A 15,478-nucleotide genomic window follows, 5' to 3' on the forward strand; every position below is an offset into this window, starting at 1 on the left:
AATAGATGCGACCTCGCTGCTTCATGGCCCACACTCCATCTCTGATGAAAGACTAGTGTGTTGCCCTCACCGATTGAGCCCACCGCCAAAAGCGGTCATTGATGTTGGTTCCGCGCCAAAGGCGGACGAGCTCGTAACCGATTGAAGCAACCGGAGGCAGTTATTTGCACGAGTAAGCGCAGTGACTCCGGAGGGCTTGGGCGCCCGCCACGGATCGCCGTTATCATCGAACGGGCTACCGCGGTAGCTTTCACTGCGGAGCGACAACTGACGTTCGGCGTCATCAGAAAAAGGCGGACTCTGGCACGGTTCTGGTCTATGCCGACGCTCGTTGCCGGTCCGCCGGCCTTTTGCACCTGGTCCATGAATGAAGCGCCAGCCCACGACGTCGAGCCTGTTACGCCGACTCAATCGTTCGGCCGTGGTGGATTTGATCCGCACCGAAGGAGTGGCATCACCTTCGAGCCTAGCCGAGCGACTGAACATCAGCATCCCGACGGTGATGCGGGTGATCGAGGATCTGATTGCCGAGGATTTGGTGGCGTATGACGGGTTTGACGAGGCCAATGTCCGGGGCCGTCCCCGGGCACGCATCAAGTTCCGCGGCGCGGCGCATGCGATCATCGGCATCGAGGCCGGCAAGGGTGAGTTCTACGGCGCCGTGGCCAATCTCGAAGGCGTCGTGCAGACAGAAATGCACGAGACCGCCGACGATGATGGCGAGCGCAATTTCGAGAAGCTGCTCGGCCTGATCCGCCGGTTGATGGCGGCTCCCCGCCCACGCGGCCAAACCATTCGCGGCATCGGCATTGGCCTGCCCTCGATCGTCAGGCAGCCGGAGGGCGAAGTGGTGCTGACGCTCGGGCTCGGCTGGCGCGACATGCCGTTGCGGGCGCGGCTCAGCGAGCATTTTCAGATGCCCATCGTCGTCGAAAACGGGCGCAACCTCGCCGCCGTGGGCGAATGGGGATTCGGGGCCGGGCGTGGCGCCGACAGCGTCGTGAGCCTCTCGATCGGGCCCGGCGCCGGCGCGGGCGTCGTGATCGACGGCAAGCTCTATGGCGGGCACTCGCATGCGGCGGGCGAACTCGGCTGGTATCTCGATGACCCCCTCCTCACCGGGCGGCCGTTCGAACATCTGGGCGACAAGCAATCGCTGCGCTTTTTCGGCATCCCCGAACAGGCGACCAAGATGCTCGAAGAGGCCAACACCCAGTATGCGGCGGGAAAGCTCACCCTGGCCGCCGTCACCGACCGGCAGGCGGGCAAAATCGCCCCGGTCGTGACCGAACTGCTCGACTATGCGACGATGGCGGTGGGCAGTGTTGCTGCCTTCATGAACCCCGAAATCATCGTACTGGCGGGCCGGGTCGTCGGCGGCGGTGATCTGGTGCTCGATGTGCTGCGGCATCGCCTCAAGGGCAATGTGTACGACCCGCCGCGCCTCGTGATCGGCGCGCTGGGGCACCGCGACATCGTGCTTGGAGCGGTGCGCCTGGTGCTCGATGCGACAACCCTCAACCCTGCCGACAGCCTCGTGATGGCCGACTAAGATCAATCGATCGCGATTGACAGCGACTGAATCTCGGCATTAAGTTTCTAACTGAAAGAAAAACCGCGTCCTGCGTCGTGTGGGAGCGTATCTTTCGTGGGAGGACTTCAAGATGAAGATTTTCAATCCGCTTGGGCGGACGATGCAGCGTCGTGACTTCTTGAAAGTCGCGGGTGCAAGCGTCGCGGTTGCAGCCCTGCCGGCGGCGGCTCGCGGTGCCGAGCCCGTCAAGGTGGTGCTGTGGTCGTGGGTGCCGGATCTCCAGCTTCAGGTCGACCTGTTCAACGCCGCGCATCCGGGCATCAAGGTCGAACTCGTGAATGCCGGCCAGGGGAACCCCGAATATCAGGCGGTCCGTGCGGGTCTGCAGGCGGGCAGCGGCCTGCCCGACGTCGTCCAGATCGAATACCAGCTGATCGAGACCTTCCGCCAGGTCGACGCCTTCGCCGACATCGGCCAGTACGCCAATGCCCATAAGGGCGAGTTCCCCGCAGGCCTATGGGCGCAGGTCGCCAAGGGCGATGTGGTCAACGGCATGCCGCAGGATTTCGGTCCGATGGCGATGCTCTATCACAAGGACATCTTCGATAAGCATGGGATCACGCCGCCCACCACCTGGGCCGAGTTTGCCGATGCGGGCAAGAAGATCCATGCGGCCGATCCGAATGTGTTTATCACCGACGCGCCGTTCGGAGCCAATGCCGACTGGGCCTTGGGTCTGTTGTGGCCGATGGGCTGGAAGCCGGTCAGCCGCGATGGCGACAAGCTCGCGATTAACATCAACGACAAGATTGCCAAGGACTTCGCCGCCTATTGGCAGGACCTTATTGACGCGGGTGTCATCGAGACCAAGCCGGGCTTCAACAATGAGTGGTACACCGGCCTCGATTCGGGCCGCTATGCCACGTGGCTCGCTGCCGGCTGGGGTCCGCTGTTCCTGACCTCGGTCGCCAAGACCAGCGTGGGCAAGTGGCGTGCCGCCGATCTGCCCCAGTGGGACGCGAGCAAGTTCGCGACCGGCGCTTGGGGTGGCTCAGCGCTAGCCGTGATGAAAACGACCCAGCATCTGCCCGAGGCCGCCGAAGCCGCGATCTGGCTGAACATTAATCCCGAAGCCACAAAGCTCTACACCACCAAGCAAAACTTCTTCCCCTGTACCAACGCGTTGCTGTCGAGCCCGGAATGGGCGGGCAACAAGCCGGAGTTCTTCGGCGGCCAGGAAGTGAACAAAGTGTTCGCCAAATCGGCGGCCGCAGTCAGCAACTTTGAGTGGAGCCCGTTCCAGGACTTCCTCTACCAGTCGATGGCCGATGAATTCGGCGCCTCGATCGGCGGCAAGGGCACGCTGTCGGATGCGTTCGACCGCATCCAAGATGCCGTGGTCGCCTACGCGAAGGAACAAGGCTTCACCGTAGACTGATTTCTCCCGGGCAATGGCCGGGCGCGCTTGACCGGCGCGCCCGATCTCTTCATCTTGCCGGACGGGGACCATGGCAATGTCGAATTCGCCAGCCGCCGCGACGCGCCCAGCGCGATCGGGCGGTTTTACGTCACGAAAGCTCGCGCCCTATCTGTTCCTGGCGCCCTTCGTGCTGCTGTTTATCGCCTTCATCGTCGCGCCGTTGGTCTATGCGTTCTACATGAGCCTCTACCGCGACACGCTGGTGGGCGGGCGGCAATTCGCGGGTGCAGCCAGCTACATCAAGGTCACGGGCGACGCCAAATTCTGGGGCGGCGTGTGGAACCTCGTTCTGTTCGGCATCGTGCAGGTGCCGATCATGCTGAGCCTGGCGCTGTTGTTTGCCATCGTGCTCGATCGTGGCCAGGTCTATGCCAAGGGCGTCTTCCGGCTCGGCTTCTTCCTCCCCTACGCCGTGCCGAGCGTGATCGCGACGATTATCTGGGGTTATCTCTACGGCCCCACCTTCGGCCCGTTCACGCAGATGGCCAAGGCGTTCAACCTGCCGCCACCGAACTTCCTGTCGCCGGGCGCGATGATCTTCTCATTGGCCAATATCGTGACGTGGGAATATGTCGGCTACAATATGGTGATCTACTACGCCGCGCTGAAGGCGATCCCGTCGGACCTCGCCGAGGCCGCGCGGATGGATGGCGCCTCGCCCTGGCAATTTGCGCGGCTGATCCAGCTGCCGCTGCTGTGGCCGGCGATCCTGCTCACCATCATCTTTTCGATCAACGGCACACTGCAGCTGTTCAATGAGCCGTATTTGATGCGCTCGCTCGCCGGTAACACTATCAATTCGAGCTACACGCCGAACCTCTATGCCTATTCGCTGGCGACTCAGAACCAGCAATATGGCTATGCGGCCGCCGTCTCGTTCGTGCTTGGCATCGTAATCGCCGGTGCCTCCTACATCTTCACCCTGATCACCAACCGCCGTCGGCCGGCGCAATGATGACTGCGACCACCGACATCGCCACTTTCGACGCTACCAGGCGCCGGCCCGGCGAACGGCGGCGCTCGCGGATCATCCTCACGCTGCTGCTGTCACTGTTCCTCGTCTACAGCTTCGTGCCGCTGGTCTATCTGGTCCTATCGGCAACGAAGACGAATGGCGACCTGTTCACCACGTTCGGCTTCGGCTTGGGCACCGAGTTCAACCTCTGGCAGAATCTGAGCGATCTGTTCAGCCGCGACAATGGCATCTTCTCGCGCTGGATGTTCAACAGCGTGCTCTATTCGACCGCCGCCGGGCTCGGTGCCGCGATCTTTGCTACCGCGGCAGGCTATGCGTTCGCCAAGTTCAAATTCGTCGGCCGCAATCTGCTGTTTGCGCTGGTCTTGGGCGCTGTGATGATCCCGCAGACGGCCCTCGTCGTGCCGATCTTCCTGCTGCTGGCGCTTTCGGGTCTCAGCGACAATCCGCTGGGCGTGATCCTGCCCTCGATGATCTCGCCGATCGGCGTCTATCTGATGCGCGTCTATATCGACCAGGGAGTCGACGACGAACTGCTCGATGCAGCGCGGCTTGATGGCGCCGGCGAGTTCGTGATCTTCCGCGCCATCGTGCTGCGGCTGGTGGCGCCGGGCATGGTGACCGTGGCGCTGCTCTCGTTCGTCGGGACCTGGAACAATTACTTCCTGCCGCTCATCGTGCTGCGCTCGCAGGAGTATCAGCCGATCACGGTGGGCCTTGCGACCTGGTATCAGCTCGCGCAGCAGGGCGGTGGCGGCGGACAGGTGCTGTTCTCGATCATCATCACCGGCGCGCTGGTCAGCATCATCCCGGTTATCGTGGTGTTCCTGCTGCTGCAGCGGTTCTGGCAGGGCGGCCTCACCGCCGGCTCCATCAAATAGACTATCGCCTGGAGTTTTCCGACTATGACGACTGCCTCGAAATCCGCGCCGCTCTCTGTCTGGCGGCCGATCGCGACCGACACTTTCCTCGTCGGTACCCCGCATTACCCAGAGCATGTCGATGAGAGCTATTGGCAGCGCGACGCCGACCGCATGGCAGCCGCGGGCTTCAACGCGGTGCGACTTGCGGAATTCGCCTGGCATATTATCGAGCCGCATGAGGGGACGTTCGACTTCGATTTGTTCGACCGCGCCATAGATGTGCTGGGCAAGGCTGGCATCAAGACCATCATGTGCACGCCGACGGCGACGCCGCCGCGTTGGCTGACGGTGCGTTATCCCGAAGTGTTGCGCGTCGATGCCAATGGCCGCGCCATGAGCCATGGCTCGCGCCAGCACGCCAATCTTGCGAGCGGAGTGTTCCGCCAGCATTCGAAGCGCATCACTAAAGCGATGGCCCAGCATTATCGCGGCAATTCGCACATCATCGGCTGGCAGACGGACAATGAGCTCAATACCTCTGGATCGCTGTCCTACGGTCCGGTGACTCTGGCCGAGTTCCAGGCCTTCCTCAAGGACAAGTACAAGACCATTGCCGCGCTCAACGATGCGTGGGGCGGGCATTTCTGGGCCACCGCCTACGACGATTTCGATCAAGTGGTGCTGCCCCTCGACTACGCCCCTGCCCCGGTCGGGCCAACCCATATGGTCGACTATCACCGCTTCCTTGCCTTCGTCACGGCGCGGTTCCAGCACGATCAGGTGCTGATCCTGCGCGCCACCAATCCAGACTGGTTCATCTTCCACAATCTGGGGCGGATCGACGACATCGACTTCCGCGGCGAGTTCTCGACCGATCTCGATTTTCTCGGCTTCGACATCTACCCGCATCTCTATGACGAGATGCAGCGGGTCGGCGGCGTCGGCGAGGTGCAGGCGCTGCATCTCGACATCTGCCGCGGCTTCACCGGCAACTTCATCGTGCCCGAACAGCAATCGGGCTTCGGTGCGCAGCCGAACATCTCGACGCTGACGCCCGAACCCGGCGAGATGCGCCGCATGGCCTATACGTCAGTGGCGCGCGGCGCCGATGGCGTGATGTTCTTCCGCTGGCGGCCGGCGCATTTCGGCGCCGAGATCTATTGGATGGGCATTATCGATCACGACGACATCCCGCGGCGACGCTATGACGAGGCCAAGCAGTTTGCGGGTGAGGTCACGGCGCTCAAGGACAAGATCCTCGGCACGCATGTGCGCATGGATTTGGGCATCGCCGGATCAGATTTCGACAATCAGGAGATGCACCGCTCCTACCCCATCGGCATGCCGAGCCCGCAGGACGATGCGACGCTGCTGCACCGCTATTGCTACCGCCACAACATCGCCTGCGGCTTCATCCATCCCGAGGATGATCTCAGCAAGCTCAAGGCGCTCTACGTGCCGCATTGGCTGAAATGGACCGATGTGTTGACGGCGCGGATCGAGGCCTTTGCCAAGGTGGGTGGAACGGTAATCCTGGGCGGCCGCACCGGATCACGCGACGTTAACAACCACGTCATCCGCGACACCTCGCCGGGCAAGAGGCTCTCGGCGCTGGCCGGGATCACGGTCGAGGAGTTCGGGTTGCTGACGCCGATCGGCGGGGACGGCCTGTTCGAGCATGGCGGCCGCTTCGGCGCCAACACGGTGCGCAAGAAGCTGCCGGCGACGTCGGCGAGCCGCCAATACAAGCTCAAGATCGGGAATGCGCAGGTGACGGCGGCGCATCTTTATGAGCTGCTTAACGTCGCGCCCGGCACGGAGGTTATCGGCAGCTGGGCCAGCCGTTTCGCCGAGGGCCGAGCCGCAATGACTTCGCGCAAAGTCGGCAAGGGCAATGTGATCTACCTCGGCACGTACCTCAGCGATGCTCTGGTCGAGGTGCTGGCCGATCAAGTGCTGGCGCCCGCCGGTATCGTGCCGCTCATCACCGACATGCCGGCCGGCGTCGAGGCGACGATCCGCGAGAGCAAGGACCGCCGCCTGCTGTTCATCCTCAATACGATGGACGAGCCGTCAAGCATCGGCAATGTCCCCGCGGGCAAGGATTTGCTCGGCGATGGCAAAGTACGCGGCGGTAAGCTGTCGCTCCCTGCCTATGGCTGCAGCATCATCGAACTCGACTAGGGATGTTGTCGCGAGGCTTTGTGAAACGCTCAATATCTTCTGTCCCAGTGATCTTAGATTGGGCAGCAATCTCCACTCTAGGCATCCTTGTGCTGCCACGTGCCACGACTTTCGGTGCGACCGTCACGAACACGCTTTTCGTACGTCCCTCGATCCTTTCGATGAGAAGCCGTGCCGGCGTTTGCGCAAAGTTCGGCCCCGACTGATCGAAACTTGTCATGGAGGCGATACTGAGATCGCAAAAGGCTGTATTGTCGTGACCCATTATTGCCACGTCGCCTGGCACATGCAGACCCAGCTCCCTGGCAACGCTCAAAACCTCGAAAGCGACGAAATCCGTCCAACAAAGACCGCTTCGGGGCGGGTCGTTTGTCGAAATAGTCGAAGCGCTTGTTTCATGAACATCCTTCTGATCACCATCCCGCCGCTGATCGTCTACCTGTTCTTCCACCGGCAGATCGTCGCGGACGGCTGGCGCTGTAAAGGGATAGGAAGTTATGGACCCGTGTCCGCTTTGGGCCAAACCGGACATCATGTCGTCCAAGCCGAACGGCTGCTTTGAGGAAACGGCGAATTTGATCTCAACAGCCGACATGAGGCGCGAAGCGGTCATCCACGGCTCTGCCTACGAATGTCGCCTTCGGGGTCATGATCTCCGGTTCGGCAGAAGTCCGATTCCAGACAGGATATCGCAGCTGCAATAACCATGGGATCACAGATGCTGGCATTTCACACCAGCTTACTTCCTGCCGCGGCATCCTCGATTTGGCGCGCCAACCATCCATTCGTACGTCGTTGCCGCCTTTTGCCGCACGCGTTGCCCAAGGGTCTTTCCAGCCTTGAAATAGCTGGACTATACATGGCTGCACAAACCTGACTGAAAGGAGGACAATAGGACTTAAGAGCAGACACAACTCGCCTTTCCTAGCTCATGGATCGAGTCAATCACCTGAGTCGTTGGAGATAGCGAATCTAGATTGGCCCACTTCGAAGCGAAGTAGACCATAAGTGATTGAGATTAAATAATTTTGGTGGGCCCGGAGGACGTTGATTCTATTGCGTTTTTCGTGGGCCAAAATTAGAAAGTTTCCCGTATCGTTCCGTATTGTCTTGCGATTGATGCCGACATCAGATTTCGACACGCTAGCGCGAAACACTATCGGCTTGTGGCGACGTCATTCCCTATCAAGCCATGCCATCAGCCTACCCCGCCGCCAAAGCCGTCACTTCCCGCCGGAATGGCAGCGCATCGCCAATATCGGCTTCATCCAGCTCGCGGGCGAAACGGTGGCCGGCGTAAGTTGCCCAGGCAATCGGACCCGGCGCCTCGGCATCGCCTATGACCTTGATCGAGCGAATGCCATTGTCGGCCCATTCGTCGCGCCGCGCTTTCAGGTCGCGCCAGACCTGGTCGTCCTGTTGGCGCGACGTCACCAGCACCACGGCGTCGGCGGCAATGTCGCGTTCGGCACAGGTGTAGGTGCAGGCGGTGGCGACGCCTCCCGGCACGACGCGCGTCACGGTCCGGTTCAGCACGATCTCGACGCCGAGTTCGGCCAGCCGGCGATGGATGGCGCCTTGCTCCAGCGTGTTGCGGGTCCAGTCCGACACATAGGCGGACGGCGTAACCAGCGTCACCTTCGCGCCCCGGCGCGCCATAAGCTCTGCCAGAACGCCACCCATGTAGTAGTGGTCGTCGTCGAACAGCACAACAGTGCCGGTCGGTACATTTCCGCCCATCAGGTCGTCCGGGGTATAGAGCGGCATGGCTGGATCCACCGGCATCGGCACGACATGGGCGCGCGCCACGCCGTCGCGGCGCCATGTCGAACCGGTGGCGATGGCAATGTTTTGAAAGCCGAATGCGAGAATATCCTCGGCCCACAATCGGCTTTCGAAATAGATGTCGACATTGGACATCTGGCTAAGCTGATACTGACGATAGTCGCGCACGCGGCCCCATGCCGAGAGGCCGGGCAAGCGGCACTCGCGCGCGACGCGGCCGCCGAGCTCTGTGCCTGCTTCGGCGATCGCCACCTGATAGCCGCGCAGGCCGAGTGCACGGGCGGCCTCCAATCCGGCGGGGCCGGCGCCGACGATCAGCACGCTATCGCTGTCGCCCTTGGCCTGCATGCGTTCGGGATGCCAGCCCTTGCGCCACTCCTCCATGAAGGTCGGATTCTGCGTGCAGCGCGAGATCGACATGGTCATGTCGCCGGTGATGCAGATGTTGCAGCCGATGCACTCGCGAATGTCCTCAATCCGCCCCTCTTCAACCTTCTTCGGCAGGAAGGGATCGGCGATGGACGGGCGCGCACAGCCGATGAAATCCAGCGTACCGGACTTGATCATCTTCACCATCACATCCGGCGACGTGAAGCGCCCGACGCCGACGACCGGCTTCGAGGTCAGCTTCTTGATTCCGGACACCAGGCTTTCCTGCGCGCCCTCCTCCTTGAACCGCGACGGTCCGGAGCAATCCTCCCAGGCGCCATGCGCCAGATCCCAGAGGTCGGGCAGGTCGGCGTGCATCTCGATCATGTCGCGCACTTCGGAATTGGCGAAGCCAAGCTCGCCGATCATCTCGTCCAGCGACAGCCGCAGCGTCAGGCCGCAGGTGTCGCCGATGGCATCCCTGCCCTCTTCGATCAGTTCACGCATCAGCCGCGAGCGGTTTTCCAGCGAACCGCCATATTCGTCACTGCGCTGGTTGGTGGCGGTGGACAGGAAGTGTTGGATGATGCCGAAGCCATGCGCGCCGTAGAGACAGACCAGGTCGAAACCGGCCAGCTTGGCGCGTTTGAAGGCATTGCGATGCCAGCGGCGCAGGTCACGTATATCCTGCTTGTCCATGGCGCGTGCCTGGACTGGATCGTTGGTGAAGGTGCGGATCGGCAAGGCCGACGGTCCGCGCGGCACTTCCTTGGTGTAGAGGTTCGAGCCGTTGATACCGGAATAGGCTAGCTGGATGCCGGCCAGCGCGCCATGCTGGTGCATGGCCTTGGCCATCTTCGCCAGAGCTGGGATGTCGGCGTCGTCCCAAAGCCTGAGCTCGATGAAGGGCGTAATCTCCGAGGTGTGGTGCATCTCGGTCTGCTCGGTGAAGATGACGCCCCAGCCGCCTTCCGACTTGATGCGCCGCATCTCGGCCGCGGCCGATGGATCACGATAGCCGCCGCCATTGCAGTGCGGCACCTGGTAGAAGCGGTTCTTGGCGGTCACCGGACCGATCTTCACAGGCTCGAACAGAATGTCGTAGCGTGGATCGCGCATGGAACTTGCCTTCCTGCCAGCTCAGCCTTGCAACATGCCCGATCATGGTTCGAGCCGTAGCGCAAGCCGGCCAGCCCAGTGGGTTGATGCCGTGAGAGACCATTCATAAGTTGCGGCAAGCGCCGGGAAACAACAGATTTCTTCTGTGCCGGTTAGGACGCGCCTAATCGGTCAACGCCGCTTGGATTAGCGTCCGCTGAATCCCGGCTGAGCCAAATGCAACTTCAAGACCGACGCGGCGCGATGCTAGATAGCGCGCACGGCCAACGAGACGCAGGACGCATGGACAGCATCCAGATCCTTGAAAAGCTCATGGCATTCCCGACGGTAAGCCGCGACTCGAACCTCGCCCTTATCGGCTATGTGGCAAACCTGCTGGACACGCACGGCATTGCTTGCCAGATCATCCACAGCGAGGACGGCCACAAGGCCAACCTCTTTGCCACCATCGGACCGGCCGGCGCTTCCGGCATCATGCTGTCCGGTCACACCGACGTCGTTCCAGTCGACGGGCAGGCCTGGACGCTGCGGCCTTTCGAGATGACGAAACGCGACGGCAAGCTTTATGGGCGCGGCGCAGCCGACATGAAGGGTTTCGTTGCCTGCGCGCTCTCGGCCTGCCTCAAGGCCTCGAGAATGACGCTGCGCACGCCGCTGCACCTGGCACTCTCCTACGACGAGGAGATCGGCTGCATCGGCGTGCGCAGCCTGATCGACATGCTGCAGACTGCGCCGCACCGGCCATTGCTGTGCATCGTCGGCGAGCCGACCAGCATGCAGGTTGCGACCGGCCACAAGGGCAAGCTTGCGGCGCGCGCCATCTGCAGGGGACGCGAAGGCCATTCGGCGCTGGCCCCCTTGGCACTCAATGCCATTCATCTGGGCTGCGACTTCGTCTCCGCACTGCGCCAAGAACAGGATCGGCTGGCGCGCGATGGCGTACGCGACGGCGACTACGACATTCCCTACACGACCGTCCACGTTGGCAAGATGAATGCCGGCGTGGCGCTCAACATCGTGCCGAACCTCTGCCAGCTCGACTTCGAGATCCGCAATGTCGCGGCCGACAATCCCGACCAAATCCTCGATGGGTTGCGCGCGGCGGCAGCGCGCATTGCCGCTGAGGCCTCAACGATCGCGCCTGAGGCGACCATCGACATCGATATCACCAACACCTACCCAGGGCTGGACACGCCAGCGAACTCGCAGGCCGTAGCCTTCGTCAAATCGTTGACCGGCGCCAACGATACCATCAAGGTTGCCTTCGGCACCGAAGGCGGATTGTTCAGCCGCGACCTCGGCACGCCGACCATCGTGTGCGGACCAGGCTCGATGGCGCAAGGGCACAGACCGGACGAATTCGTCAGCGTCGAACAGATGGGCCGCTGCGACGACATGCTGGACAATCTGCTGCGGCGGCTTGCTGGTCACCGGCTTCAGACGGCCTGATAGGTCGTCGCGGGATCTCTTCGTTTTGACGCAATTCCTGTGGGAAATCCGTTCCACACCTTTCCTGGAATTGCTCTATTCCACGACCCGCCCGCTGCCGAACACGCCCTGTTCGACGACGAAACGGCGGCAATGATCGATGAATGCCTGCACTGTCTGGGTGCGGTGCTCGGCGTTGGGCAATGCAACCCCCATAGTCAGAGGCCGCAAATCCCCCTCCAGCGGCACGAAGACCAGCGGCTTGCCGTCTGGCGCCAGCGTGTTGAGCGGCCGCATGTTGGCGATGCCATAGCCGAAGCCGTTCGCAACCATCGAACGCATTACCGCGATGTCGCCGGTGCGCTCGGCAATGTTCGGCCGGATCCCCCGCGAATGAAAGGCCGAGAGGAAATATTCGCGGCTATATGGCAGGTCGAGTAACACCATCGGCTCGTCGGCCAGCTCTTCCGTCGTGATGGAAGCCTTGCCGGCGAAGCGGTGCCCCTGAGGCAGCATGACATAGGCCGGCACCAGCATCAGCGGTTCGAACGTCGTGTCCTGCGACAGTTCTAGATCGTAGGTCAGCGCCGCGTCGATTTCGCCCCGTTGCAACATTTCGAGCAGCTGACCCTGGTTGCGTTCGAACTGCCTGAACCGCACCTCGGGATAGGCGCGCTCGAACTTCATGCGCAGGGTCGGCATGACGATCTGCGCGAAGGTCAGCAGGCATCCAACCGCCAGCGGCCCACGCACCTTCTCGGCGATGTCGCCGGCAATATCGTGCAGAGCGTCGGCGTCGGCCAGCAGCCTGGCGGCCTCCTTCAGAAAAACGCGCCCGCCGGCCGTGAGCGATAGGCCATGCGAATGCTTGCGCACAAAAAGCTGGACGCCGAATTCGGCTTCCAGCTGCGCGATCGACGCCGAGATCGAAGGCGGCGAAACATTGACCTGCTCGGCCGCCTTGGTAATGGAGCCGGCTTCGCCGACGGCGACGAAATATTCCAGTTGTCTCAGGGTGAAGCGTAGCGGCATGGGCTTCTATGTTGCCGGTTTGGGCGCCGGGATCAAGCGCCCGCGCCTTCAGTATTTGATCCATGTCGTTTTCAGCGCGGTGTACTTGTCGAGCGCGTGCAGCGACAGGTCGCGGCCGAAACCGGATTGCTTGATCCCGCCGAACGGCGTCATCGGGCTCAGCGCATCGACCGTATTGACGGAAACCGTGCCGGCGCGGAGCCGGCCGGCAACGCGGTGCGCACGCGAAAGACTGTCGGTCCACAGCGATGCGGCCAGTCCGTACGGGCTGTCATTGGCAATGCGGATAGCCTCCTCTTCGTCGTCGAAGGCTATGACCGAAAGCACCGGTCCGAATATCTCGTCGCGGGCAATCGGGTCATCATGGGTAACATTGTCGAAGATGGTCGGCTGTATGAAGCTGCCGCGACCGTTGATCGTGACCCGATCGCCGCCGGCAACCAGGCGCGCGGTCTTCTTGCCGGCCTCGACGAACCGCATGACGTTGGCGGCGTGGCGGGCATCGACCATGGCGCCCATTTTCGAGGCCGGGTCGAGCGGATCGCCAGGCTGGGTGGCCGCAGCGCGCTCCGCCAGTTTCTCCAGAAGCGCATCCTTGATGCCGCGTTGCACGAGCAGGCGCGAATTGGCCGAACACACCTCGCCCTGGTTGAAGAAGATGCCGAAGGCCGCCATGTCGGCCGCCGCATCGAGATCCTTGTAGTCAGCAAAGACAAGGTTCGGGCTTTTGCCACCGGTTTCGAGCCAGACCTGCTTCATGTTCGACTGGCCGGAATACTGCAGGAACATTTTGCCGACCGAGGTCGATCCGGTGAAGGCAAGGCAATCCACATCCATGTGGCGGCCGAGCGCTTGGCCGGCCGTCTCGCCAAGGCCGGGCACGACATTGAGCACGCCGGCCGGCAGACCCGCCTCCACGGCAAGTTCCGCCAGCCTGAGCGCAGAGAAAGGCGACTGCTCCGCGGGCTTCAGCACCACCGAATTGCCCGCCGCCAGCGCTGGCGCGCATTTCCAGGTTGCCATGTCGAGCGGGAAATTCCACGGCACCACGGCACCTACCACGCCGAGCGGCTCGCGCCGCACCAGCACCAGATCGCTCGTGCCGGTCGGCGCCACTTCGTCGTAGATCTTGTCGATGGCCTCGCCATACCACTGGAAGATCGCCGCCGAGCCGGGGACATCGACAGTCGCCGCATCCGTGACAAGCTTGCCCATGTCGAGCGACTCGAGCAGGGCAAGCTCCTGCAGGTTTTCGCGCAACAGCCGTGCCAGCCGCAGCAGCACCTCCTTGCGGTGCGCCGGGCTCGTGCGCGACCAGACACCGGCCTCGAAACTGCGGCGCGCCGCGGCAACGGCCAGGTCGATGTCTTCCTCACCGCAGGACGCCACCTCGGCCAGCGTTTCGCCGGTGGCTGGATTGATGCTGGCGAAGGTACGGCCCGAACGCGCGGCAACCGTCTTGCCGTCGATGAACGCCTTGTCGCGAAAACGGATCGCCGATGCTTTGCCGATCCAGTCCTTGTGACTGAGTTCGCTCATGCGGATGCCTCCCCCTGTATGCCGGCTACTCGCGTACTGGCTACTCGTCGCCCGGCACGCCGTAGCTCGGTGCGTCCGACGGATTGATCGCGCGGGTCACATAGGCATCGAGCTGCGGCTTGTAGCGATCCCACAAGGTCCCCAGTTCCTCGATCGGGCAGTCGTCTGTCCAGTCGCAGCGCAGGTCCGCGACCGGCCATGCGACCTCGCGCACCAGCTTCATTCCAGCCGAATGGACCGGGCCCGCCTCGCCACCCGCCTTCAGCGCGGCGCGCATGGTCGCGATCAGGCGGTCGCCGAGATGCCCTTCCGAAACCAGGAAGGCTTCTACCATGGCTTGCGGCACGCCATCATGGGCCAGCATGTTGCCGCCGCAGGCGACATTGTCCGCACGCGCCTCCGCCCAGATGCCAAGCGCCTTGGGCCCGGAATGAATAGCGGTTGTCCCGGCGGCGTCGACGGCCAGCACCTGCCGGTATTCGGGATAGGCGCCGGTGCGCCTCAAGATCGTAACCGCCTCGGCGGCCGAAGCGCCGCGCGCCAGCAGTTCGAGCCCCCTCGTGCCGAGCGCCGGATCGGTGACGTTCTGGCTGGCAATGGCGCCGACGCCTGCCTGCGCATAGGCACAACGCGCGGCCACCGCAGGCGACGAGGATGACACCGCGACCCCGAACATGCCGGTGCGGCTGCAGCGCGCGACGATGGAAAAGGTCATGGCCGTCAGTCCGGAATGACGGCGGTGCCGTCGATCTCGACCAGCCAGTCCGGCCGCGCCAGGGCCTGCACGACGAGGCCGGTCGAAACGGGATGCACGCCCTTGATGTACTCGCCCATGGTGCGGTAGACCGCCTCGCGATGGCGCACGTCGGTGATGTAGACGACCACCTTGACCAGGTGCTCCATGGTGCCGCCGCACTCCTCGATGAGCTGCCTGATGTTCTGCATCACCTTGTGCGTCTGCTCCGCCGGATCGTGGCTGTCGATATTCTTGGCGGTGTCGAGATCCTGAGGACACTGGCCGCGCAGATAGACCGTCCGGCCGCCCCGCGTGACGACCGCCTGGCACAGATCATTGTCGAGCTTCTGCTCGGGATAGGTGTCCTTCGTGTTGAACTTGCGGATTCTTGTATGCGCCATCCTGGTCTCCATCAGATCGGGCTCGTGGCTGT

12 protein-coding genes and 1 pseudogene are annotated in these 15,478 nt (G+C 62.6%); 7 read left to right on the forward strand and 6 right to left on the reverse strand.

Going from position 1 to position 15,478, the window contains the following annotated elements; genetic code table 11:
• Positions 1-367 precede the first annotated feature (367 nt).
• The 5 genes from NKH01_RS31550 to NKH01_RS31570 all read left to right on the forward strand — a co-directional run bounded on the left by NKH01_RS31550 (position 368) and on the right by NKH01_RS31570 (position 7,037).
• The gene (locus tag NKH01_RS31550; protein ID WP_352700492.1) at positions 368-1,552 is read left to right on the forward strand and encodes an ROK family transcriptional regulator; all 1,185 of its coding nucleotides are present in this window, start codon (positions 368-370) and stop codon (positions 1,550-1,552) included.
• A gap of 142 nt (positions 1,553-1,694) precedes the next feature.
• Positions 1,695-2,972, forward strand: a complete 1,278-nt coding sequence (locus NKH01_RS31555) for an ABC transporter substrate-binding protein (protein WP_352564982.1) — start codon at positions 1,695-1,697, stop codon at positions 2,970-2,972.
• A 76-nt stretch (positions 2,973-3,048) separates the two neighbouring features.
• Positions 3,049-3,969, forward strand: coding sequence for a carbohydrate ABC transporter permease (locus tag NKH01_RS31560; RefSeq protein WP_352700490.1), 921 nt, complete (start codon positions 3,049-3,051; stop codon positions 3,967-3,969).
• The gene (locus tag NKH01_RS31565; RefSeq protein WP_352700489.1) at positions 3,969-4,871 is read left to right on the forward strand and encodes a carbohydrate ABC transporter permease; all 903 of its coding nucleotides are present in this window, start codon (positions 3,969-3,971) and stop codon (positions 4,869-4,871) included. The genes NKH01_RS31560 and NKH01_RS31565 overlap by 1 nt, the downstream gene beginning before the upstream one ends.
• Before the next feature lie 24 nt (positions 4,872-4,895).
• On the forward strand, positions 4,896-7,037 hold the full coding sequence (locus tag NKH01_RS31570) for a beta-galactosidase (RefSeq protein ID WP_353024205.1): 2,142 nt from the start codon (positions 4,896-4,898) through the stop codon (positions 7,035-7,037).
• Here NKH01_RS31570 and NKH01_RS31575 read toward each other — a convergent pair.
• Complete coding sequence (locus NKH01_RS31575; RefSeq protein WP_353024215.1) at positions 7,021-7,416, reverse strand: substrate-binding domain-containing protein; 396 nt, start codon at positions 7,414-7,416, stop codon at positions 7,021-7,023. The two genes, NKH01_RS31570 and NKH01_RS31575, sit on opposite strands and share 17 nt — an antisense overlap.
• A 15-nt stretch (positions 7,417-7,431) precedes the next feature.
• Between NKH01_RS31575 and NKH01_RS31580 the strand changes: the two are divergent.
• Positions 7,432-7,528 (forward strand): annotated as a pseudogene (locus tag NKH01_RS31580) (carbohydrate ABC transporter permease); the annotation flags it as partial.
• Between the two features lie 712 nt (positions 7,529-8,240).
• Here the strand turns inward: NKH01_RS31580 and NKH01_RS31585 are convergent.
• On the reverse strand, positions 8,241-10,310 hold the full coding sequence (locus NKH01_RS31585; RefSeq protein WP_353024206.1) for an oxidoreductase: 2,070 nt from the start codon (positions 10,308-10,310) through the stop codon (positions 8,241-8,243).
• 282 nt (positions 10,311-10,592) lie between these two features.
• Here NKH01_RS31585 and argE point away from each other — a divergent pair, with 282 nt between their 5' ends.
• Positions 10,593-11,759, forward strand: a complete 1,167-nt coding sequence (gene argE / locus NKH01_RS31590) for an acetylornithine deacetylase (protein ID WP_353024208.1) — start codon at positions 10,593-10,595, stop codon at positions 11,757-11,759.
• A 75-nt stretch (positions 11,760-11,834) separates the two neighbouring features.
• Here the strand turns inward: argE and NKH01_RS31595 are convergent, their stop codons facing one another.
• From NKH01_RS31595 to NKH01_RS31610, 4 genes are read right to left on the reverse strand one after another with little or no spacing between them, the layout of a single operon-like run.
• On the reverse strand, positions 11,835-12,770 hold the full coding sequence (locus NKH01_RS31595; RefSeq protein ID WP_111547928.1) for a LysR family transcriptional regulator: 936 nt from the start codon (positions 12,768-12,770) through the stop codon (positions 11,835-11,837).
• A 48-nt stretch (positions 12,771-12,818) separates the two neighbouring features.
• A complete protein-coding gene (locus tag NKH01_RS31600) occupies positions 12,819-14,309 on the reverse strand; it encodes an aldehyde dehydrogenase (protein WP_353024210.1) in 1,491 nt (496 codons plus the stop codon).
• Positions 14,310-14,349: 40 nt separating this feature from the next.
• Entirely contained in the window at positions 14,350-15,024 is a 675-nt protein-coding gene (locus tag NKH01_RS31605) for a DUF1028 domain-containing protein (protein WP_352700484.1), read from the reverse strand.
• A gap of 5 nt (positions 15,025-15,029) precedes the next feature.
• Positions 15,030-15,446, reverse strand: coding sequence for a RidA family protein (locus NKH01_RS31610; RefSeq protein WP_112394870.1), 417 nt, complete (start codon positions 15,444-15,446; stop codon positions 15,030-15,032).
• Between the last annotated feature and the right edge of the window lie 32 nt (positions 15,447-15,478).

Source organism: Mesorhizobium sp. M1403, assembly GCF_040317695.1.
Lineage (GTDB): Bacteria > Pseudomonadota > Alphaproteobacteria > Rhizobiales > Rhizobiaceae > Mesorhizobium.

Coding starts and splice junctions, on each gene's coding strand:
- NKH01_RS31605 (WP_352700484.1), bottom strand. CDS start 15,024: ATGACCTTTTCCATCGTCGCGCGCTGCAGCCGCACCGGCATGTTCGGG.
- NKH01_RS31570 (WP_353024205.1), top strand. CDS start 4,896: ATGACGACTGCCTCGAAATCCGCGCCGCTCTCTGTCTGGCGGCCGATC.
- argE (WP_353024208.1), top strand. CDS start 10,593: ATGGACAGCATCCAGATCCTTGAAAAGCTCATGGCATTCCCGACGGTA.
- NKH01_RS31550 (WP_352700492.1), top strand. CDS start 368: ATGAAGCGCCAGCCCACGACGTCGAGCCTGTTACGCCGACTCAATCGT.
- NKH01_RS31585 (WP_353024206.1), bottom strand. CDS start 10,310: ATGCGCGATCCACGCTACGACATTCTGTTCGAGCCTGTGAAGATCGGT.
- NKH01_RS31565 (WP_352700489.1), top strand. CDS start 3,969: ATGACTGCGACCACCGACATCGCCACTTTCGACGCTACCAGGCGCCGG.
- NKH01_RS31600 (WP_353024210.1), bottom strand. CDS start 14,309: ATGAGCGAACTCAGTCACAAGGACTGGATCGGCAAAGCATCGGCGATC.
- NKH01_RS31595 (WP_111547928.1), bottom strand. CDS start 12,770: ATGCCGCTACGCTTCACCCTGAGACAACTGGAATATTTCGTCGCCGTC.
- NKH01_RS31610 (WP_112394870.1), bottom strand. CDS start 15,446: ATGGCGCATACAAGAATCCGCAAGTTCAACACGAAGGACACCTATCCC.
- NKH01_RS31560 (WP_352700490.1), top strand. CDS start 3,049: ATGTCGAATTCGCCAGCCGCCGCGACGCGCCCAGCGCGATCGGGCGGT.
- NKH01_RS31555 (WP_352564982.1), top strand. CDS start 1,695: ATGCAGCGTCGTGACTTCTTGAAAGTCGCGGGTGCAAGCGTCGCGGTT.